This window comes from Streptomyces sp. NPDC088730, from assembly GCF_044751215.1.
Lineage (GTDB): Bacteria > Actinomycetota > Actinomycetes > Streptomycetales > Streptomycetaceae > Streptomyces.
The window spans coordinates 14,774-35,995 of the sequence record NZ_JBIVLK010000008.1; the positions used below are offsets into that span (position 1 = coordinate 14,774).

Consider the following 21,222-nt stretch of genomic DNA (forward strand, 5'->3'; position numbering starts at 1 on the left):
TACATTCGCAATGACCTCGGCCAGCCGTTCATTTCTCGTTCACGGGAGGGAATTGGGATGTCGTACCGACAGCGATTCCGCAGGCTCATACCAGGGGTGGCCACGATATTGGTGGCGACCTCGCTGTTCTTCGTCGTCCGTACATCGGTGTCCGTCGCGGGCGGTGACGAGGCTGCTGCGGCGTACAAGTTCAAGGAAATGCCGATCGCGATGCCGCCCGGATACGACTCGCAGCCGAAGAAGACGATCCGTGAGGTGAACCCTGCCTACGAGAAGATCCGCGCCTGGATCTCCTCGGTCGGCGCCGGCATCGCGGTCAACGATGTCACCGGCCACGGGCTCGCCAACGGCATGTGCATCGTCGACACCCGTACCGACTCGGTCGTGGTCACCTACACCCCGACCGCTCGTACCGGCGACCGGTTCACCCCGTTCGTGCTGGACGGCAAGCCGCTGCCGATGGACGACGCCATGGCACCCACCGGCTGCACCCCCGGCGACTTCAACGGCGACGGCCGCAACGACTTCCTGGTCACCTACTGGGGACGCACTCCGGTGCTGTTCCTGGCGAAGTCCGACGCCAAGACCCCGTCCGCGTCCACGTACGTCCCGCGCGAGGTCGTCGCCTCGCAGAGCCTCGACGGCAAGTACCACGGGCCGCGGTGGAACACCGACGCCGTTTACGTCGCCGACCTCGACGGCAGCGGCCACCCGTCGATGATCGTCGGGAACTACTTCCCGGACTCCGACGTGCTCGACCCGAACGGCCTCAAAAACGTCGAGATGAACGATTCGCTGTCCAGCGCGAAGAACGCGGGCGGTGACCACGTGCTGCGCTGGTACAAGGGCTCGGCCGGCACCGACCCGGACGTCTCCTTCGTCGAGGACAAGGACGCCATCCCGTACGCCAGCTCCACCGGCTGGACGCTGGCCATCTCCGGCGCCGACCTGACCGGCTCCGGGCTGCCCGACGTGTACATCGCCAACGACTTCGGCCACGGGCACCTGCTGCACAACCGCTCCACCCCCGGCGACATCCGCTTCACGGAGGCCAAGGGCGAGCGCACCCCGACGACCCCGAAGTCGTTCGTGCTCGGCAACGGCTCCTTCAAGGGCATGGGGGTCGACTTCGGTGACGTCGACGGCAACGGCAGCTTCGACATGATGGTCAGCAACATCACCGTCGCCTGGGGCCTGGAGGAGAGTAACTTCCTCTGGATCAACCAGGCCGACAGCCCGGCCGCCGCGAAGGCCGAACTGCAGGACGGCATCGCCCCGTTCAGGCAGGAGGCGCAGAAGAACGGCGTCGCCTGGACCGGCTGGGGCTGGGACGCCAAGATGGGCGACTTCCTCAACAACGGCCAGCAGAACATCCTGCAGGCCGACGGCTTCGTCAAGGGCGACATCGACCGCTGGCCGTGGCTCCAGGAACTGGCCATGACCAACGACAACCTGCTCTCCAACCCCGCGATGTGGCCGCACGTCGGCCCCGGCGACGACCTGGCCGGCGACGAGGTGATGGCGTTCTACGCCCGGACCAGCAGCGGCAAGTACGCGAACGTGAGCGAGCAGCTCGGCCTCGACGTCCCGATCCCGACCCGCGCGATCGCCACCGCCGACACCACCGGCAGCGGCGCGCTGGACTTCGCGATAGCCCGACAGTGGGGCCCTCCGGCGTTCTACGCCAACCAGGCCCCGAAGCTGGGCAACGACCTGACCCTGCGGCTGTACCGGCCCGCGCCGGACTCCGCCGCTGGAGACGGGCTGGCCGCGACCGGCTCGCCCGCGTACGGCACCACGGTGAGCATCACCACGCCGCAGGGGCGGCAGATCGCCCAGCTCGACGGCGGCGGCGGGCACGGAGGCTTCCGCAGCTTCGACGTGCGCTTCGGCCTCGACACCTACACCGGCCCGGTGGAAGCGCACTTCACGTGGCGCGACAGCGGGGGCGGCCTGCACACCAAGACCCGGCAGCTCTCCGCGGGCAGCCACTCCCTCATGCTGACCGACGACATCCAGGAGGTGACGAGCCGATGACCGGCAACCGTTCCCAGACTGTCAAGGCGGCTCCGCACGCCGCCCAGCCCCACGTCGAGAAGAAGAAACCCAACCGGGATCCCCGCTACCTGGCACTGCGCAACTTCGCCATCTCCATGAGCGTGTTCAACATCCTGGGCTACACCCTGCTCGGCTTCGAGCAGCCCTGGCTGTGGCCGATCATCTGCGCGCCGTTCGCCTACGCGGTCGAGATGGTGCTGGAGCTGATCAGCGCCTGGGCCCAGAAGCGCCGGGCCCGCTTCATGGGCGGCGGGTTCCGCAGGGTGTACGAGTTCCTGCTGCCCGCCCACATCACCGCGCTCGCGGTGAACATGCTGCTCTACGCCAACGACCTGCTGCTGCCCATCCTGCTCGGTGTCTTCATCGGCGTGGCCGGCAAACACGTCCTCCAGGCACCGGTCAACGGCCGCATGCGGCACTACATGAACCCGTCCAACTTCGGTATCACCGTCTCGCTGCTCATGTTCGGCTCCTGGATCAGCATCGCCCCGCCGTACGAGTTCACCGAGAACGCGAACACGTTCTTCCGGGTCGGCATCCCGCTGGTCATCGCCACCGCCGGCACGGTCATCAACGCCATGCTCACCAAGCGGGTGCCGCTGATCGTCGGCTGGCTCGGCGGCTTCGTCATCCAGGCGGTGCTGCGCCACTTCATATGGGACGTGGCGATCTGGTCCGCGCTCGGGCCGATGAGCGGCGTCGCCTTCGTGCTCTTCACCAACTACATGATCACCGACCCCGGAACTACCCCCTCGAAGGGCCGCAATCAGTTCATGTTCGGCTCCTCGGTCGCCATGGTCTACGGGCTGCTGATGGTCTTCAACGTCGTGTACACCCTCTTCTTCGCCACCACGATCGTGTGTGCCGTCCGCGGTATCGGCTGGTGGGTCGCCCACGGTCTGCAACGGCGCCGGGGCAACGACGCGACGAGCGGCACGGTGGCGCAGCCCACCGATCCACAGCGCCTGGCCGGCAACGAGGTGGTGGCGGCATGACCGTATCCGAGCCGAGGCCCGTGACCACGGCCGAGAACGACGAGCGGGCACCCTCGGGCCGCATCGCGGTGGTCGGCATCGCCTGCCGCTACCCCGACGCCGAGAACCCCGAACAGCTCTGGCAGAACGTACTGGCGGGCCGCCGTGCCTTCCGTAAACTGCCCGACCAGCGGATGCGTGCCGAGGACTACTACTCACCCGATCCCGCCGCGCCCGACCGCTTCTACAGCGCCAAGGCGGCAGTGATCGAGGGATTCGAGTTCGACCGGGTCCGCTACCGGGTGGCGGGCAGCACCTTCCGCTCCACCGACATGACCCACTGGCTCGCCCTGGACACCGCGGCCCGCGCCCTGGAGGACGCCGGCTTCCCGTTCGGCGAGGGGCTGGCGGACGTCAACACCGGCGTCATCATCGGCAACACCCTCACCGGGGAGTTCAGCCGGGCCAATCTGATGCGGCTGCGCTGGCCGTACGTCCGCCGCACCGTCGGCGCCGCGCTGCGCGAGCAGGGCTGGGACGACGAGGCGCTCACCGCCTTCCTCGACAGCCTCGAACAGCGGTACAAGAGCGCCTTCCCGCCCATCGGCGAGGACACCCTGGCCGGCGGCCTCGCCAACACCATCGCCGGCCGCATCTGCAACCACTTCGACTTCAAGGGCGGCGGTTTCACCGTCGACGGCGCGTGCTCGTCCTCCCTGCTCTCGGTCTCCACCGCGTGCGACGCGCTGGCCCGCGGCACGATGGACGTGGCGGTGGCCGGCGGTGTGGACCTGAGCATCGACCCCTTCGAGGTGATCGGCTTCGCCAAGACCGGCGCGCTGGCCACCGGCGAGATGCGGGTCTACGACAAGGGCGCCAACGGCTTCTGGCCCGGCGAGGGCTGCGGCATGCTGGTCCTGATGCGGGACGAGGACGCCCGCGCGCAGGGCCGGTTCCGCTACGCCACCATCGCCGGCTGGGGCTACTCCTCGGACGGGAAGGGCGGCATCACCCGGCCCGAGGCCAGCGGCCACCGGCTCGCCATACAACGCGCCTATCGCACGGCCGGCTTCGGCATGGAGACCATCGGCCTCCTGGAGGGCCACGGCACCGGCACGGCCGTCGGTGACGCCACCGAGCTGCGCGCCTTCTCGGAGGCCCGCCGCGCCTCCGGGGCTCTCGCCCCGGCCGCCCTGAGCACCGTCAAGGGCAACTTCGGCCACACCAAGGCGGCGGCCGGGGTCGCCGGACTCCTCAAGGCGATCCTCGCGGTCCGCCACCAGGTGATCCCGCCCGCAACCAGCCACGTCGACCCGCACCCCGAACTCCTCGGCCCCGAGCCCGCGCTGCGGGTTCCGGACCGTGCCGAGCTGTGGCCCGAGGACATGCCCATCCGGGCCGGGGTCTCCTCCATGGGCTTCGGCGGCATCAACGCCCACGTCGTGGTCGAGCACGCCGACGGCCTGCGGCGCAGCGCCGTGCCGAGCGTCACCCGCAAACTGGTCGCCTCCCGGCAGGACGCCGAGCTGTTCCTGCTGGACGGCGCCGACCCGGAGGAACTGCGGGAGAAGGCGACCCGCCTCGCGGAGTTCTGCGCCCAGCTGTCGTACGCCGAACTCGGCGACCTGGCAGCCACGTTGCAGGGCGAGCTGGACGGCCGGCCGTTGCGCGCCGCGGTGCTCGTCGCCTCGCCCGAACAGGCCACCGAGCGGCTCACCGAGCTGGCCGGACAACTGGCCGCCGGGACCCGCTCGCTGCTGGACACCCAGGGGGGCGTCTTCCTGGGCGACGCCGGATCGGCACCCCGAATCGCCTTCCTCTTCCCCGGCCAGGGCGCCGGAAAGCGGGGCGACGGAGGCGCGCTGCGCCGCCGGTTCGCCGCCGTGGAAGAGCTGTACGACCGGCTCTCGCTGCCCACCGACGGGGACCTGGTCGCCACCGACGTCGCCCAGCCCCGGATCGTGGCCGCCTCGGTCGCGGGCCTGCGCATCCTGGACATCCTCGGCATCGAGGCGGTCCGGGCCACCGGGCACAGCCTCGGGGAACTCACGGCCCTGCACTGGGCGGGCGCGATGGACGAGCCGACCGTGCTGAGCGTGGCCGGCGCCCGGGGCCGGATCATGGCCGCGGCCAGCGACGGCGACGGCACGATGGCCGCGCTCGCGTCCACCCCCGAACTCGCCGAGACCCTGACCGCCGGCGAGCCGGTGGTGATCGCCGGCTACAACAGCCCGCGGCAGACCGTGGTGTCCGGCCCGGTCGAGGCGGTCGAACGAGTCTGCGCACGGGCGGCCGGGCAGGGCGTCGGCATGGCGAGGATCAACGTCTCTCATGCCTTCCACTCACCGGCCGTCGCCCCGGCCGCGGCCGGACTCGCCGAGCACCTGGCGACCGAGCGCTTCGGCCCGGTCGGCGAGGGACTGGTCTCCACCGTCACCGGCGGGCTGCTGCCCGCCAACACCGACGTGGTGGACCTGCTCACCCGCCAGGTACTGCAACCGGTCCGGTTCACCGAGGCGCTCCAGGAGATGGACGGCGAGGTGGACCTGCTGATCGAGGTCGGACCCGGCCACGTACTGAAGTCGCTGGCCGCCGAGATCCTGCCGGATGTGCCCGCGGTCGCCACCGAGGCGGACGCCCTGTCACTGACCGGGCTGCTCGGCACGGTCGCCGCCGCCTGGACGATGGGCGCACCGGTCCGGCACAGCCGGCTCTTCGCCGGTCGCTTCACCCGGCCGCTGCCACTGGACAAGGAGTTCCAGTTCTTCGCCAGCCCCTGCGAGTCCAACGGCGAGGACTTCGTGCTGGAGCAGTCGATGACGGCCGTGCTGCCCGAGCTCACCGCTCTCGCGGCCACCGCCGCCACCACGGCAGCCGACGGGGAGGACGCCTCCAGCCTGGAGGTACTGCTCCGGCTGGCCGCCGAGCGTGCTGAACTCCCGGTCGAAACGGTCGATCCGGCGGCCAACCCGCTCGACGAACTACACCTCAGCTCCATCACCGTCGGCCAGATCATGAACCAGGCCGCCCAGGAGCTGGGCATCTCCGCCCCCATGGTCACCACCGCGTTCGCCACCTCCACGCTGGGGCAACTCGCCGAGCTCCTCGACGAGCTGGCCGAGCAGTCGCCCGACGACCACCAGCCGTCGGCCGCCCCCGGCGTGGCGAGCTGGGTACGCCCGTTCGTGGTCGATCTGACCCCGGCCGAGCTGCCCGGCGGCCCCGCCGCCGGGCCCGGCGGCGACTGGCAGGTCTTCGCCTCCGACCGGCACTCGCTGGCCGGCCCGCTGGCCGAGAGGCTGCGCGCGACCGGGCCCGGCGCGGGCGTCCTGCTCGCCCTGCCCCGCGACTGCGGTCAGGAGCACATCGGGCTGATGCTCGACGCCGCCCGAGCCGCACTCGACCCGGCACGGCGTGCCGCCGGCACCCGGCTGGTCGCCGTCGGCGACCGCAGGGGAGCGGCGGGCCTGGTCAAGACGCTGCACCTGGAGGCACCGGACATCCCGGTCACCGTCGTCACTCTGCCGTTGCCCCGGGACATGACGGCCGACGCCGCCGAACGGATCAGCGTCCGGATCACCGCGGACGTCCTCGCCACCACCGGATTCAGCGAGGTGCACTACGACTCCGAGGGCGTGCGGCGGGAGCCGGTGCTGCGGGCGGTGGAGCTCGCGACGGACTCCACCCACCAGGCGCTGGACGACGGCGACGTCCTGCTGATCACCGGCGGCGGCAAGGGCATCACCGCCGAGTGCGCCATCTCGCTGGCCGGGCCGAGCGGTGCGGCGATCGGGCTGATGGGCCGTTCCGACCCCGCAGAGGACGCCGAGCTCGCGGACAACCTGGCCCGGATGGAGGCGGCGGGTGTCCGGGTGTACTACGCACGGGCCGACGTCACCGACGTCGACCAGGTCAAGGCCGCGGTCGGCGAGATCACCAAGGCGCTCGGCCCGGTCACCGGGCTGCTGCACGGCGCGGGCCGCAACCAGCCGCAGGCACTGGCCACCCTGGACGAGGACTCGTTCCGCCGCACCCTGGCCACCAAGATCGACGGTGTGGAGGCCGTGCTGGCCGCGATCGACCCGGCGGCGCTGCGGCTCTTCGTGACCTTCGGCAGCATCATCGGCCGGGCGGGACTGCGCGGCGAGGCGGACTACGCCACCGCCAACGACTGGCTCACCGAGCTGACCGTCCAATTCCAGCAGGACTACCCCGACTGCCGCTGCCTGGCACTGGAGTGGTCGGTATGGTCCGGTGCCGGCATGGGGGAGCGGCTGGGTGTCCTGGAGGGGCTGGTCCGCGAAGGCATCGAGCCGATCCCCGCGGACCAGGGCGTGGAACTGCTCGGCCGGCTGCTGGCCGACACCGCTGCCCCGCCGGCCCTGGTGGTGATGGGCCGGGCCGGCGGCCTGCCGACGCTCACCCTGGAGCAGCGCGAACCGCCGCTGCTGCGGTTCCTGGAACGCGTCCAGGTGCACTACCCCGGCATCGAACTGGTCGCGGACGCCGAACTCAGCGGCGGCAGCGATCTCTACCTGCCCGACCATCTGCTGGACGGCGACCTGCTCTTCCCCGCCGTCCTCGGCATGGAGGCCATGACCCAGGTGGCCACCGCGCTGACCGGACACCGGGACACCCCGGTGCTGGAGGACATGCGCTTCCTGCGGCCCATCGTGGTCCCGGTGGACGGCACGACGACCCTGCGGGTGGCCGCCCTGGTCACCGGACCCGGCACGGTCGAGGCGGTGGTGCGCAGCAGTGAGACCGGCTTCCAGGCCGACCACTTCCGGGCCACCCTGCGCTTCGGCGGGCCGGCGCCGGCCGGTGACCCGGCGCCGGTCACCGACCAGGTGCCCCGGGTGCCGCTGGCACCCGGTGAGCTGTACGGGCCCGTGCTCTTCCAGGGCGATCGGTTCCAGCGGCTGCTCGGCTACCGGGACCTGGCCGCCAGGCACTGCCTGGCCGAGATCGACGACACTCCCCGGGCCGACTGGTTCGCCGCCTACCACCCGGGCGAGCTGGTACTGGCCGACCCGGGTACCCGTGACGCGCTCATGCACTCCATCCAGGCGTGCGTGCCCGACGCCACACTGCTGCCGGTGAGCGTGGCTCGGCTGCATCTCGCGGCCCGGCCGGCGCACCACAACGGCCGACTGCTGTTCCTCGACGCCCGCGAGCGGTCCCGGGACGGCGACAGCTACCTCTACGACCTCGACGTCCGCGACGAGGAGGGCCGGCTGGTCGAGCGCTGGGAGGGCCTGCTGCTGCGGGCGGTGCGCAAGCAGGACGGAGCCGGACCCTGGCTGCCGGCCCTGCTCGGCCCCTTCCTGGAACGGCGCGCCGAAGCGGCGCTCGGCCACCCGCTGCGGTGCGTCGTGTTGCCCGGAGGCCCGGTGGACGGGTCCTCGGTGGACGAGCGCCGGCAGCGCACCGCCCAGGCGGTGAGCTGGGCGCTGGGGCGTACCACCGAGGTGCACCACCGGCCCGACGGACGGCCCGAACTGGCCGGCACGCGACGGGTGTCCTCCTCGCACGCGGCGGGCGTCACCTTCGCCGTGGTCGCCGACCAGGCCGTCACCTGCGACGTCGAAGTGGCCGCCGAGCGGCCGGCCGACGCGTGGGCGGCGCTGCTCGGCGCCGACGGCCTGGCGCTGGCACGGCTGCTCGCCGAGGGGCGTGGCGAGGCGCTGAGCCTGGCCGCCACCCGGGTGTGGGGCGCGGTGGAGACACTGCGCAAGGCGGGCCACGCGGTGGCCGCGCTGAGCCTGGACGGCGACGCGGGACTGCCGGCCGGCTGGGTTGCCTTCCGCGGCGGCGCACACCGCATCACGTCCTTCGCGACCGCCCTGGAGGGCGTCGCCGATCCGGTGTCGTTCACCGTGCTGACCGAGGGGACCCGATGACGCAACCGGCCTACTACGAGTACCGCCACCTGGTCGGTTTCGAGGAGACCAACCTCGTCGGCAACGTCTACTACGTCAACTACCTCCGCTGGCAGGGCCGCTGCCGGGAGATGTTCCTGCGCGACCGGGCTCCCGACGTGCTCGCCGACATCCGGGCCGACCTCAAGCTGTTCACCCTCAAGGTGGACTGCGAGTTCTTCGCCGAGATCACCGCCTTCGACGAACTGTCCATCCGGATGAGGCTGCTGGACCTCACACAGACCCAGATCGCCTTCACCTTCGACTACGTGCGGCTCGGGCCCGACGGAAGCGAAACCCTGGTCGCACGCGGGCAGCAGAGGATCGCCTGCATGCGCGGCCCCAACACCGACACCCACCCGACCAGGGTCCCCGAGCCGCTGCGGCTCGCCCTGGCCCCTTACAGCGTCTCCGGTGCGGCGTCCTCCCGGACGCTCACCACTACTGCGGGGTGATTCACATGTCCATCGTCCCATCCGCCTCTGTTCCGCTGCCCGGTCCGCTCGACCTGCCGCCGCTTCCCGCGGAGGCCCCCGAGGCGGACATCCACGACCGTCGCGCACTGCGCGGGGTGCTGGGGCGTTTCGCCACCGGGGTGACCGTACTGACCGCGGGACGCGACGCGCCACGCGGCATGACCGCCAACTCCTTCACCTCCGTCTCCCTCGAACCGGCCCAGGTGCTGGTGTGCGTCGTGAAGTCGGCGGCGATCCACCAACTCGTGCTGGCCGAGCAGGCTTTCGCGGTCTCGGTGCTCAGCCGGGACCAGGAATGGGTGGCCCGCCACTTCGCCGACCACTCACGCCCGCGCGGTGCGGCGGAGTTCGCCGGCATCGACCACGAACCCGGCCGGCACACCGGAGCCCCCGTGCTGGGCCACGTCCAGGCATGGCTGGAGTGCCGGCTCAGCGCCATCCACGACGGGGGTGACCACACCATCTTCGTGGGCTCGGTCCTGGGCGCGGGCAACGCGTCGGGCGAGGATCCGCTGCTCTTCCTGGGCGGGGCCTTCCGCCGCGTCGCCGCCTGACAGCGATGATGTGAGTGGTGGCTCCGCTGATGCGTCTGACCCTCCGCCTGACCGACCGTGTTCGGTTGTCCTGTTGGGGGATTCGTCAGCGCGTCGGCGGAGCCACCATGCACGCGGCCGGACGGGCGCTGGTGACGTCAACCAGATCCGCGGGCCACTGGTCTCCGCCCCGCGACGCTGCGCGAGCAGGTCTCCGGCCTGGAACGTGCCGCGCTGATACGCACCCTGGCCCGGCCGGCGGCCTGGCGGCGATCTCTCCAGGCCGCCGGCCGCTAGCCGGGCCCCACTGCGGCGCCCGGCCCGCCGCCACCAGGCCACGGACGACGAGATCGCCGAGCTGGACTCCGAGATCGGCCCGCTGACCGGGCAGGCACCCGCACTGCTGGAGACGTTCGGGGCCGGCCCGGAAACCCCGGGCCGGCTACTCGCCTCCGCCGGGCACAGCCCCGAGCGGATGCGTTCGGAAGCGGCGTTCGCGCACCTGACCGGCGTCGCGCCGGTCCCCGCGTCTTCCGGCCGCACCCACCGCCACCGTCTCCTGCCGCTTGACGTCATGAGGAGCATCCCCGGTTCGAACGGGAAGCCCGGCCGGCTGCCCCGGCCGGGCTTCCCGCGTTCCCCGCCGCGGACTCCGGAACGTGAACGGCCGCCCCGGGCCACTGCTGCCCGGGGCGGCCGTCGGCGTGACCGGTCCGTCCTCGCCGACACACCGTCAGTTCCGCGCCTCCACGGTCATCGGCAGGCCGCCCTTGACCCGCAGGGTCAGCATGGGCTCGGCCCGCACCTTGTGGCCCCGGGGGACCGAGAGCCGCAGCCGGCGCAGCAGGACGGCGAGCACCACCGTGGCCTCCATCATCCCCAGGCTGCTGCCGACACAGACCCGCGGTCCCGCACCGAACGGTACGTAGCTGTACCGGTGCCGGTCCGCGGAGCGGCCCTTGGCGAACCGTTCCGGGTCGAACCGGTCCGGGTCCTCCCAGAAGTCCGGGTGCCGGTGCAGTGTGTAGGGGCACAGCACCACATCGGCGCCGGCCGGAACCCGGTAGCCGCCGATCTCGTCCGCCGCCAGCGCCCTGCGCGGCAGCAGCCACACCGCCGGGTACAGCCGCATCACCTCCTGGAGCACCATTGACGTGTACGTGAGCCGGTGGAGGTCCTCGATGGCCGGCAGCCGGTCGCCCAGCACCTCGTCGACCTCGGTGCGTACCCGGTCGCCCGCTTCGGGGTGCCGGTCCAGCAGATACAGCGTCCAGTTGAGGGTGCTGGCGGTGGTGTCGTGCCCGGCGAGCAGCAGGGTGATCAGCTCGTCGCGCATCCGGTTCTGCCGGACCGCCGGATCCCGCTCGTCGGCCGTCGCGTCGATGAGGCGCGAGAGCACGTCGTCGCGAGTGCCGTCGGAGGCCGGGTGCTGTTCCCGCTCCCGGGCGAGCGCGGCCACGATCCGGTTCAGTTCGGCCCGCGCCTTGCGGAACCTCAACTGCAGGGGCAGCGGCACCCAGGTGGGTACCGAACTCAGGCTCATCATCTCGAAGACAGCCTGGTCCTGGACGACTTCGAAGGCCTCGCCGATGGACTCGTACGCGCCCAGGTCCGCGTCCAGCAGCGAGCGGCCGAGCACCCCGAGGGTGAGCCCGGTCATCTCCTGCCGGATGTCCACCGCTCCCGCGCCCGCCGACCCCCTCAGCCGCTCGGCCAGCAGCAGCGCCTCCTCGCCGATGGCCCCGATCTGCCGGTTGATCCGGCGCGGCTGGAACGCCGGCTGGATCACCTTGCGCTGGGCACGCCACAACGGGCCCTCACTGGTCAGCAGGCCGTTGCCGAGCGCGCGGCGGGCGTGCACCAGACCGATGCCCTTGTGGTAGTTGGCGCTGTTGTCGGTCAGTACCCGGCGGATGTGGTCGGGGTGGTTGAAGAAGTACAGGGTCTTGGGGCCGAGCGGCAGCCGTACCGCGTCGCCGTAGGTGGCCGCCGCCTCGGTCATCACTGCCAGCCGGTCGGAGGCCATCCGGGCCAGGAGCACCGGGGTGCCGGCCCGCGACGGCCCCGGCGGCCGACGCGGCCGGCCGCCGCCGGGCGGGGCCGGGGCCGGTACCGAGTCCACCCCGGTCATGTCCGCGCCTCGGGGGCGTCGCTGGAGACCCGCTCGGCGATCTCCCGGCGCCATACCTCGTACGCCGTCAGCCGGCCGTCCACGACGGGATCGGGCCGGGCCCGCGAGCAGACCTCGGTGACCTGCTGCGGGCTCATGCCGCAGACCAGTTGCGCGGCCATTTCGGTGTGCGGTGTCAGCAGCCCGGACTCCACCCGGGTGGTCGAGGCGAAGGCCACGCCCTGGGCGAGTTGCGGCCGGTAGCGGCCGGCCCTTTCGAGCAGGTACAGCAGCTCGGCCTCATCGGCACCGCCGGCGTAGCAGGCGGCCAGGCCGACCCCGCTGTAGAGATCGGCCCGCCGGTCCGCGGCGAAGCCGTCCACCAGGTCCGCGACCACGGCCGGGTCGGTGCCGCCGATGAACCAGAGCGCCCGCCCGATGCCCTGGTCGACGGCGTGCCCGGCGTACTGCCGGGTCTCGTCGCCGGGCCACGGGATGGCCGGGTCCCGGTACTGCTCGCGCACATAGCGCTGGGTACGGAAGTAGGCCTGGTGGAATCCGTATCCGTCCAGGGCCAGCCAGCGCAGCAGTGGGTCGGCGGGTGCGACGGACGCCCACCGGAAGCGGGGCAGCCGGGCCATCGCCCAGCCGACCCCGACGTGCACCATGTAGCCGTGCGGGGCGCCGTGGCCCGTCAGGAAGGCCGGTATCCGGCCGTTGCCGGGTATCGGAAGTCCGTCCAGCATGGCCAGTCCCATCGCCGCGCCCTCGTAGGCGAAGCCGCGGAACCGCACCGGAATCCGTTCCAGCCGTTGGTGCGCCTCGTCCTGGTCGCGTGCCTCGACGGCGAACGCGTACCCGTCGAGGAAGGTCGCCCCGACCGTTTCGAGCGTCTCCCGTGCCTCGGGGCTCTTCTCGTGGAAGCCCCGGGTCGACAGCTTGGTCTCGTTGTGGCTCGGTGTCATCAGACGGCGCCTGACCGCTCGCCAGCTCGCGCTCATCGTTGCCCTCCAGCCCGCCGCGCGCCCGGACGGCCGCAGCTCTCCGGTTACATGCTCCGGTTCCGCGGCCCGCCGTACTACTTCTGCCGTGCCGGTACCGGGCAATTCAGGAGTAGGCACGGAACGGGTCGGGTCCCGACAATCAGTCGCGTCGCCCGCACGTCCCCACATCCGAGGTCTCGCACGCGGCCGTCCCGAACGGGAGCGGCCGGGATCGCGGACCCCGTGCACCGGTTCCGGCACCGCCCCGCCCCAGAGGAGACCTCACGTGACCGATACCACCTCCGTTCCGGCCCCGACGGCACCGCCGCACGCCACGTCGCTCTTCGTCAACGGCCTGTTCCCGCGCCGCCGGGTCCTGCTCCTCGTGCTCAGCCTGCTCGGCGGCTTACTGATCGCCTACGCGTGGTCCTCGAAGCTGGCGGACGACGAGATCGGCTTCCGCACCGCCAGCCGACTGCTCGGTCATGACGCCAAGGACACGCCGCTGTCCGGCATCGCCTCCGGGGTGCTCTTCGCCCTCGTGTCCGGGCTGGCAGGCTCCTTCACGGCCTGCAACGTGGCTGTGTTCGGAGCGGTGGGACCGCTGGTCGGGCAGATCAGCCTGACCCGCCGTCAGCGGCTGGCCCACGCGCTGCGGCCGCTGGGCTGGATGGCGGCCGGCATGCTGCCGGTCTCGGCCGCCTACGGGGTGCTGGTCGGTTTCGCCGGCACCCACATGCCGCAGTTCTCGATGGCGCAGACGCAAGGCATCTCACCCCGCATCGCCCAGGCCATGATCGTGTACGGGGTGCTCGGCCTGTTCATGCTGGCGCTCGGGCTGGCCGCGGCCGGTCTGATCCCCGACCCGCTGGCGGCAGTCTCGCGCCGGCACCCGAACGCTCCGCTGGTGCTGATCGGCGCCATGGTCGGCGCCTTCCTGATCGGCCGCCCCTACCCGCTGTTCCGCAACCTGTTCCGGCAGGCGGCCGAGGAACACAACCCGCTCTACGGAGCGGTCGCCTTCTCGCTCCAGTCCATCGGCAACTTCGTGGTGATGGCGGTGCTCTTCCTGCTCCTGTCCTACACCCTCAGCCGGCCCGTCCAGCGCTGGCTGGCCACCAAGCCGGGCCGGGTGGCGACGCTGACCGCGTCCGCGTTCCTGGTGGCCGGCGCGTTCACGGTCATCTACTGGGACATCCGGATGCTGGGCAGGCTCGACTACATATGGTTCCCGACGGCTCCCTGGAATGCGTAGCGGGTCTCTCTCCGCTCCGGCGGAACCACCAACGGCGGCTCCGGGCCCTACTGGCTCCGGAGCCGCCGTTGTGTGGCCCTGGCCAGGGACTCCTGGGCGCGCTGAGGGTCGTCCCCCGCGCCCAGGATCATTCCGCCCACCTGTGCCTCGAAGCAGACGTCCGCGGTGTTGGGCTCGACCAGGTATCCGCCGAGGTCCAGGGTGACCAGTCCGTGCAGGGCGATCCACAGCTGATGGGCGACCAGTTCGGGGTCGAAGGGACGGAAGCGGCCGGTCGCGGCGCAGCGCTTGACCGCTCCGACGAGGATGTCCAGGGTGTAGCGGCCGTGCTGCCGGTCGGCGTCGGTGAGGGAGAATCCGCTGAGGCCCGAGCCGCCGAACATCACGTTGTACAGGTGCCAGTGCTCCCGGGCGTTGTCCCGGTACGCCCAGCCGAGGGCGAGCACGTCGGCGACCGGGTCGTCGCTCTCCTCGACCGCCCTCATCCGGTCGCCCAGCAGCCTGAACCCCTCGTGGACCATCGCCCGCACCAGGTCGTCCATCCCACCGAAGTACGTGTACACGGCCGTGGTCGAGGTGCCCACCATGGCTGCCAGCTTGCGGGTGGACAGCGCGGCCGGCCCCTCCTCGCCGAGCAGCTTCGCCGCGGCGTCGATGAGTTGGGGACGGAGGTTCGGGTCAACTCGGCGTGGGCTCACCCTTGACAGTATGGAGGGCGGCTGTGACGCTATTCCGTGACAGTGTTACGTAACGATGATACTCAACGAGGGGGCGGCCATGCCTCGCACCACCGACCCTGCCCGCGGCACACTCCCGCACAGCACGGTGCACCTTCTCGGGCGTGGCTACCAGCCGGTGCCGGCCGAGACCGATCACACGGAACTGACGGTGCGCGGCACGCTGCCACCGCAGCTCGACGGAACCTTCCTGCGGATCGGGCCCAATCCCCGGGGCACCCACGACCCCGCCGTCGACCACGCCCTGGGGGGTGACGGCATGGTGCACGCGATCCGGCTGGGCGGCGGCCGCGCGCTGTCGTACCGCAACCGCTGGCTGCGGACCGACGCGATCAGCGGCGCGCTCAACGAGCTGCCCACTCCCGGGCCCCGTAACGGACCGGACGACAACGTCAACGCGAACCTGGTCCGGCACGCCGGCCGCACCCTGGCCGTGGCCGCCGCCACCGCCCTGCCGCTCGTCCTCGACTCCGGCCTCGCCACCCGCGCCCGCACCGACTTCGACGGCACCCTCCCCGGCGACTTCTGCGCGCACCCCCTCACCGACCCGCTCACCGGCGAACTCCTCGCGGTCGCGACCGACCACGCGAGGGACGAGGCAGTCCTGCTCACCCTCGACGTCGCGGGCCGGGTCCGCGAAACACTGCCGATCCCGGTCAAGGGCCGCCCCTGGATGCACTCCTTCTCCCTCACCGACCGCCACGCCGTCCTCTTCGACCTGCCGGTGACCCACGACCCCGCCCAGGCGCGGGCCGGCTCGCCCGTGCCCTACTCCTGGCAGCACGACCACGCTGCCCGGATCGGGATCGTGCCCCGCGGCGCCACGGACGCGGCCGCAGTCTGGCTCGATGTCGCACCCTGCTTCGTCTTCCACCCGGTCAACGCCTTCGAAGAGGGCGACGGCCGGATCACCGTGGACGTGATCCGCCACGAGCGGGCCTTCGACCGTGACCGGCTGCACGCCAGCGAGTCGGCGCCCACCCTGTGGCGCTGGACCCTCGATCCGCGTGAGGACGCCGTGACGGAGCGGCAACTGGACAGCCGGGTGCAGGAGTTCCCGCTGATCGACGAGCGGTACACGGGGCTGCGGTACCGCTACGCCTTCACCGTCGAACTCGACGCGGGCCAGGGCGCCGCGCTCTGCGGCCCGGCACTGCTGCGGCACGACCTCGCCTCCGGCCGCTCGGACCGCCATGCCTTCGCCGGCGGACGGCTGACCGGCGAACCCGTCTTCCTGCCGCGCGAGGCGCGGGCCGCGGAGGCCGACGGCTGGCTGCTGACCCTGGTGTACGACCCCGCCGCCGACCGCAGCGAACTGGTGGTCCTGGACACCGCCGATTTCACCGGGCCGCCCGTCGCCGTGGTTCCGCTGCCGGTCCGGGTGCCACACGGCTTCCACGCGCAGTGGGTGCCGGGGGAGAGGTGAGCGGCGCGGGGGACCACGAAGACCCGGCCACCCGGCGATCGCCTACGCCCACCGGCAAGAACCCGGCGGATCCCGGCCCAGAAAAGCCAGGGAGTCGCACCCGGCCGAGTGCGACTCCCTGGGGTCAGGTGTCAGTCCAGCGGACGGGCCAACGCCTCGTCGGCGGGCTCCCCCGGCAGCGGCACGACTGCCGCCGGAGCGTCCGCGCCGCGGGCACGCAGCCCGAACCAGACCAGGGCCATGCTCGCCATGGTCACGGCGACGTTCACGATCAGCGCGAGGTGGAGGCCGTCCAGTTCCACCGCCTGGGTGGCGGCGACCGTGCTCAGGATCGGGATGCCGACCGTGACGGCCACCTGCTGGGTCATCGAGGTCATGCCCGTGGCCAGGCCCTGCTCCTCGTTGGGCAGGCCGGAGGTTCCGGTCACGGTGTAGGCCACGATGGAGGTCACATGCCCGAAGAACGCGATGAACAGCGCGGGGACCACGATCGCGAGCGCCGACCGGTCGTCACCGAGGAAGATCAGCGGAACGATCGCCAGGCCCTGCACGGACATCCCCGCGGCCAGCACCTTCCGGCTACCGTGCCGTCCGATGGCGCGCCCGGCGATGATCCCGGCGACCATGGCCGCCAGGCCCGGGACACCGAAGACCAGGCCGGTGATCAGCGGGGAGTAGTGCAGGACGTTCTGAAGGTAGAGCGTCATCAGGAAAATCATGGCGGTACCCATGGAGAAGACCACGAGCCCCGCGTAGTTGCCCCACTTCACCGTCGGCCGCTTGAGGATGCCCACCGGGGCGAGCGGCGCGGGCGAACGCAGCTCGATCATCCAGAACGAAACCAGCAGAACCGCGCCGAGGACGCCCGCGTAGATGTTCGTCTCGATGACCGCGTAGATGACGGCCAGCAGACCGCCGGCCGCGGTCACCGCGCCGGGCACGTCCAGCTTCACCCGGTCGGGGAGGGTGCTCTCCTTGATCAGCGAGGGGGTGAAAGCCAGGATGATCAGCGCCACCGGGACGTTGATGAAGAACGCGGCTCGCCAGCTGAGCAGGCTGACCAGGACTCCGCCGACCAGTGCGCCGACCGTGAAGCCGCCGGAGAGCAGCGCGCCGTTGAGGCCGAGGACCCGGTCGCGTAGTGCGCCTTCCGCGAAGGTGCTGGTGAGCAGGGCCAGCGAGGCGGGGATCGCCATCGCGGTGGCGAAGCCCTGCAGTGCGCGGGCGGCCAGCAGCACCTCGGGGTTCGGGGCGAATCCGCCGAGCAGCGAGGCTGCGGTGAGCAGGGCCAGCCCCGCTATGAAGAGCCGGCGGCGGCCGAAGAGGTCGCCCATCCGTCCGAAGAGCAGGGCGAAGCCCGCCGCGGGGAGGGCATAGGCCGAGGTGATCCAGGGCAGTCCGGACAGCCCCAGCCCGACGCCCGCGCCGACCTCCGGCAGCGCGACGTTCAGGATCGAGAAGTCGACGGACAGCATGAATCCGGACCCGAGCAGGAGGAAGAGGATCATCCGTTCCCTGCTGGTAAAACGTGGAGCTGAGCTCGCTTCGCTCTTACCTGCGTCGGTGGTCATGAGAGGTTCCCTCGATCGAGTCCGATTTCCTGAACGGTCACCGCGTCGGCCGGCCGTGCCGCCCGTCGGCACGCGCCACCGAGCGCCGGGCCGACGCCTGACCGGCCGTCAGCCCGGTGCCCCTGTCGGGGTGACCTGGAGCTGGGGGAGTGCTGGGGACTGCCGCCCGGTTCCCGTCGTCCGCCCGGAGCGCGGGCCGTGCGACGGACGGGAACCGGACGACAGGGGCTAGGGTCTGTCCGGCGGATCAGGGTCGGACAGGCCCTTAGGGGGTGTCTTGCCGTTCCGCCGCCTCGGCGATGTGCTTGATCTTCGCCAGACGCCGGTCCCAGTCGGCGGCGAGCATGGTCATCCACCGCGCCGTCGCGTCGAGGGTCGCCGGCTTCACCGCGTACCGCACCTCGCGTCCGACCCGGCTGCCGGAGACCAGTCCGGCAGCGTCCAGGACGGCGAGGTGTTTGGCCACCGCCTGTCGTGATATCGGAAGACTCTCGGCAAGCGTCGTCGCCGTGGCCTCGCCCTGTGCGGCGAGCAGTTGCAACAGCTCGCGTCGCGTGTTGTCGGCCAGCGCGACCAGCACGCTGTCCACCACCGCGACGGAACCCTGGCGTTCGTCCGTCACACGGACGACGCCTCGACGCGCTTCTTGACCGCGTCGAGCACCTGGGGCCAGCCGTCGGAGTTGTCACTGTGCGCCTTGGCACGCAGATCCTCGGACCCGGCCAGCGCCGCAAACCCGCTCTCGACGACGCGCAGCCGCGTCTTGTCACCCTCGGCGGTCAGCGTGAATTCCACCAGGGTGCTGTTGCTCTCGCTCAGCTCCTCACCGGGAAACGCGCTGGCCCAGCGGTACGCGACGTAGGTCTGCGGCTGCACCTTCTCCACCCGCACGGGGAAGCTGCCGTGCTCGGGGTTCTTGGCCACCGTCGATTCACCCTCGACGGCCACGGTGCCGGACGCACTGGCCGGGTCGGCGACCCAGAACCCCGGCTCGGTCACCAGTGACCACACCCGGTCCACGGGGGCTGCGATCAGGGTTTCGCGTTCGATCAGCCGTTCGCTCATGGGGGACTCCTTCATTGGTGCTCTTGCCAGCAACCCGATGGTTGCACATCGGATCGGCAGGCGCAATCGAAAGGTTGCGTTCAGCGGGAGGGGCGCGGTACTGCCGGGGAAGGCGGTGCCGCGTCAGGTCCGGGTACGCGTTGCCGCGCGCTGTCGGGGGCGGCGGCGTGTCGCGCAAGAGTTGGGTTGCGTAAGGGTTGAGCCACGTGCAACACTTTGGTTGCGGAATCCGGTGGACCGGCCGCCGGGCAGGTCGGCTGGTCCTCGGCAACCGGGCCGGGGGCGCGGTGAGGCCACCTGCGGCTTCCCGACCGGACGGCACCTTACGTTGGAGGTCTCCGCGGCCGGCCGGTGCCATCGGGCGGTGGTCGTCGAGCGCGCCGCCGAGGCGGACGACCTCACACAGCACCGAGAGGCGTGGCGTGGCGACAGCCGCTGCCGCGACCTCGGATCACACATCAAGGAGATTCGACATGGCGACACTGAAGCCCGGAAGCATGCTGGTCGGCTCGACTCGTCCCGAGGAACTGCGGGCCTGGTACATCAAGGCGCTGGCTCCGGGGTTCACCGGTGACGGCCCGATCGACCTGGGCGGCTTCCACCTGGTCGTCTGCGAGCGCGACGACATCGACGCGAAGAACGGCCAGCCGGGTCGCTCCATCGTCAACTTCCATGTCGACGACTTCGACGCGGTGGAGGCCCAGCTGAGCGCGGCCGGCGCGGAGTGGATCTCGATCGACGACCGGGAGCCGGGCAAGTTCGGTACGTTCTCCGACCCCGACGGGAATTACCTCCAGATCATCCAGTGGAAGTAGGACGCCCGAGGCCGGGTGTTCTCGCAGCCCCTCTTCCGGTCCGATGCGGACCGGGAGAGGGGCTGCCCGTTGTGCGTCGCACCCCGCGTCCGTGCGAAGGCGGCGGCGCTTTCCCCGGAGCCATGCGACGCCCCTTCGTGCCGACGGCGCTGGAGACCGCCGGGGGCGTTCGGTTTCCGGCCGGCTCAGTCCCGCTCCGCCCCGTAGGCGTGGGCGTAGTCGACGGTCCGCGGTGGCGGGAAGCGGGTGACGAAGTCGCACACGACGACATGAGTGGGGACGATGGTGATCACGGCCATCTCGCTGGTGCTCTCCCGTTTCACCCGCATCCACTCCTCCATCTGCGCCTCGTCGCCGATGTTCCGGCGGGACGCGTCGATGTGCTCCTGGGGGATACCCTGCCGGATCTCGACGGAGGCTGTTCCGCGTACGTTCATGATCAGCGGTGTGTAGGTGGTGGTGTCGACCGTGAAGGCGACCTGCGGGTGCGCCGCGAGAGCCTTGACCTTGTACGCTCCGGTCGGGGTGGCGAAGACGAAGGCTTTGCCGTTCCAGATGTAGGAGACCGGCACCGCGCGTGGGTGGCCGTCCAGCCCCACGTATCCGAGCCGCATCGGGATCGGTGCCTCGATCAGTTCCCGGATCACCGGGTCAGTCTCCATCAGGTGCAGGATCTCGGCGTAGTTCATGGATACCGCTCCTTCTCGACGGGCGGAATTCTCGGTGCGGTCTCTGGGGCGTCGTGGACGCCCGCCCTTCTCATCGTGCTCGGCCGCAAGGGGCCGACCGCGGTCACACGGCGGCCGTGGGCTCCGGTACCTGCGGGAGCCAGGACACGGCTTCGTCGCGGAAGTGCTGGTTCCGCGGAACGAACACACCGTCGTCGTCCAGGCTCATAAGGGTCACGAAGACGGCGTCCGAGCCGTCGTCGAGCGCGCACACCCGGGAGCCGCAGTCGCCGCAGAACCCGCGTCCGGCGCCCGGCGAGGTCGCGTACCAGGTGGGCTCGCCGCCAGGACCGTCCCAGGCGAAGCCGGACAGAGGGAAGCCCACAAAGGCCATCATCGGGCCGCCGGAGAGCTTCCTGCAGTGCGAACAGCTACACACATGGGGGTAGAACGGCAGGCTGTTCGCGCTGTACCGGATCTTCCCGCACAGGCAGCCGCCGGTACGGGTCTGCTGCTGGCCGATCTCGCTCATCGTGGTGTCCCCAGGCTCTCGGTCCGTCGGTTGTGCTTTCGCAGGGAAGCCCGCTGTCGCCGGCGGGCTTCCCTGTTTCCTCCTGGCGTCGGGCAGGG

16 protein-coding genes and 1 pseudogene are annotated in these 21,222 nt (G+C 71.2%); 9 read left to right on the plus strand and 8 right to left on the minus strand.

Translation table 11 applies throughout. The features are described from left to right. The first annotated feature begins 57 nt into the window (after window positions 1–57). The 6 genes and pseudogenes from ACIP89_RS23505 to ACIP89_RS23530 form a co-directional block, all read left to right on the plus strand. Window positions 58–2,037 (plus strand): FG-GAP repeat domain-containing protein, encoded by a 1,980-nt coding sequence (locus ACIP89_RS23505; RefSeq protein WP_402116532.1) that lies wholly within the window; start codon window positions 58–60, stop codon window positions 2,035–2,037. Then, window positions 2,034–3,053: an enediyne biosynthesis protein gene (locus tag ACIP89_RS23510; protein WP_401924711.1), complete on the plus strand. Its 1,020-nt coding sequence runs from the start codon at window positions 2,034–2,036 to the stop codon at window positions 3,051–3,053. The genes ACIP89_RS23505 and ACIP89_RS23510 overlap by 4 nt, the downstream gene beginning before the upstream one ends. Then, window positions 3,050–8,935: an SDR family NAD(P)-dependent oxidoreductase gene (locus tag ACIP89_RS23515; protein ID WP_402116534.1), complete on the plus strand. Its 5,886-nt coding sequence runs from the start codon at window positions 3,050–3,052 to the stop codon at window positions 8,933–8,935. The genes ACIP89_RS23510 and ACIP89_RS23515 overlap by 4 nt, the downstream gene beginning before the upstream one ends. Continuing rightward, entirely contained in the window at window positions 8,932–9,408 is a 477-nt protein-coding gene (locus ACIP89_RS23520) for an acyl-CoA thioesterase (protein WP_401924706.1), read from the plus strand. Before ACIP89_RS23515 ends, ACIP89_RS23520 begins: the two co-directional genes overlap by 4 nt. A gap of 5 nt (window positions 9,409–9,413) precedes the next feature. After that, window positions 9,414–9,983 (plus strand): flavin reductase family protein, encoded by a 570-nt coding sequence (locus ACIP89_RS23525; protein WP_078622531.1) that lies wholly within the window; start codon window positions 9,414–9,416, stop codon window positions 9,981–9,983. 382 nt (window positions 9,984–10,365) lie between these two features. Further along, window positions 10,366–10,506: pseudogene (locus tag ACIP89_RS23530) on the plus strand (transposase); the annotation flags it as partial. 189 nt (window positions 10,507–10,695) lie between these two features. Here ACIP89_RS23530 and ACIP89_RS23535 read toward each other — a convergent pair. Both ACIP89_RS23535 and ACIP89_RS23540 read right to left on the minus strand, forming a co-directional pair. Then, window positions 10,696–12,093 carry a cytochrome P450 gene (locus tag ACIP89_RS23535; protein WP_402116535.1) on the minus strand — a complete coding sequence of 466 codons (1,398 nt, stop codon included), beginning with the start codon at window positions 12,091–12,093 and terminating at the stop codon, window positions 10,696–10,698. Continuing rightward, the gene (locus ACIP89_RS23540; protein WP_402116537.1) at window positions 12,090–13,073 is read right to left on the minus strand and encodes a DUF1702 family protein; all 984 of its coding nucleotides are present in this window, start codon (window positions 13,071–13,073) and stop codon (window positions 12,090–12,092) included. The genes ACIP89_RS23535 and ACIP89_RS23540 overlap by 4 nt, the downstream gene beginning before the upstream one ends. Before the next feature lie 268 nt (window positions 13,074–13,341). Here ACIP89_RS23540 and ACIP89_RS23545 point away from each other — a divergent pair, with 268 nt between their 5' ends. After that, on the plus strand, window positions 13,342–14,310 hold the full coding sequence (locus ACIP89_RS23545) for a hypothetical protein (RefSeq protein WP_401924699.1): 969 nt from the start codon (window positions 13,342–13,344) through the stop codon (window positions 14,308–14,310). A 47-nt stretch (window positions 14,311–14,357) separates the two neighbouring features. Here the strand turns inward: ACIP89_RS23545 and ACIP89_RS23550 are convergent, their stop codons facing one another. After that, on the minus strand, window positions 14,358–15,008 hold the full coding sequence (locus tag ACIP89_RS23550) for a TetR/AcrR family transcriptional regulator (RefSeq protein ID WP_401924697.1): 651 nt from the start codon (window positions 15,006–15,008) through the stop codon (window positions 14,358–14,360). A gap of 79 nt (window positions 15,009–15,087) precedes the next feature. On the opposite strand from ACIP89_RS23550, the gene ACIP89_RS23555 reads away from it, so the two are divergent. Beyond that, on the plus strand, window positions 15,088–16,473 hold the full coding sequence (locus tag ACIP89_RS23555; protein ID WP_402116538.1) for a carotenoid oxygenase family protein: 1,386 nt from the start codon (window positions 15,088–15,090) through the stop codon (window positions 16,471–16,473). Window positions 16,474–16,604: 131 nt separating this feature from the next. On the opposite strand, the gene ACIP89_RS23560 is transcribed toward ACIP89_RS23555, so the two are convergent. From ACIP89_RS23560 to ACIP89_RS23570, 3 genes are all read right to left on the minus strand, one after another. Further along, window positions 16,605–18,044 carry an MFS transporter gene (locus tag ACIP89_RS23560; RefSeq protein ID WP_401932691.1) on the minus strand — a complete coding sequence of 480 codons (1,440 nt, stop codon included), beginning with the start codon at window positions 18,042–18,044 and terminating at the stop codon, window positions 16,605–16,607. Between the two features lie 265 nt (window positions 18,045–18,309). Next, a complete protein-coding gene (locus tag ACIP89_RS23565; RefSeq protein WP_371634082.1) occupies window positions 18,310–18,666 on the minus strand; it encodes an ArsR/SmtB family transcription factor in 357 nt (118 codons plus the stop codon). Then, window positions 18,663–19,109: an SRPBCC domain-containing protein gene (locus ACIP89_RS23570; protein WP_401924690.1), complete on the minus strand. Its 447-nt coding sequence runs from the start codon at window positions 19,107–19,109 to the stop codon at window positions 18,663–18,665. The genes ACIP89_RS23565 and ACIP89_RS23570 overlap by 4 nt, the downstream gene beginning before the upstream one ends. A 473-nt stretch (window positions 19,110–19,582) precedes the next feature. On the opposite strand from ACIP89_RS23570, the gene ACIP89_RS23575 reads away from it, so the two are divergent. After that, window positions 19,583–19,924 (plus strand): VOC family protein, encoded by a 342-nt coding sequence (locus tag ACIP89_RS23575; protein WP_401924687.1) that lies wholly within the window; start codon window positions 19,583–19,585, stop codon window positions 19,922–19,924. 185 nt (window positions 19,925–20,109) lie between these two features. Here ACIP89_RS23575 and ACIP89_RS23580 read toward each other — a convergent pair whose 3' ends face one another. Both ACIP89_RS23580 and ACIP89_RS23585 read right to left on the minus strand, forming a co-directional pair. Further along, a complete protein-coding gene (locus tag ACIP89_RS23580; protein WP_401924684.1) occupies window positions 20,110–20,613 on the minus strand; it encodes a pyridoxamine 5'-phosphate oxidase family protein in 504 nt (167 codons plus the stop codon). Window positions 20,614–20,716: 103 nt separating this feature from the next. After that, entirely contained in the window at window positions 20,717–21,124 is a 408-nt protein-coding gene (locus tag ACIP89_RS23585) for a GFA family protein (protein ID WP_402116540.1), read from the minus strand. Window positions 21,125–21,222: the final 98 nt, after the last annotated feature.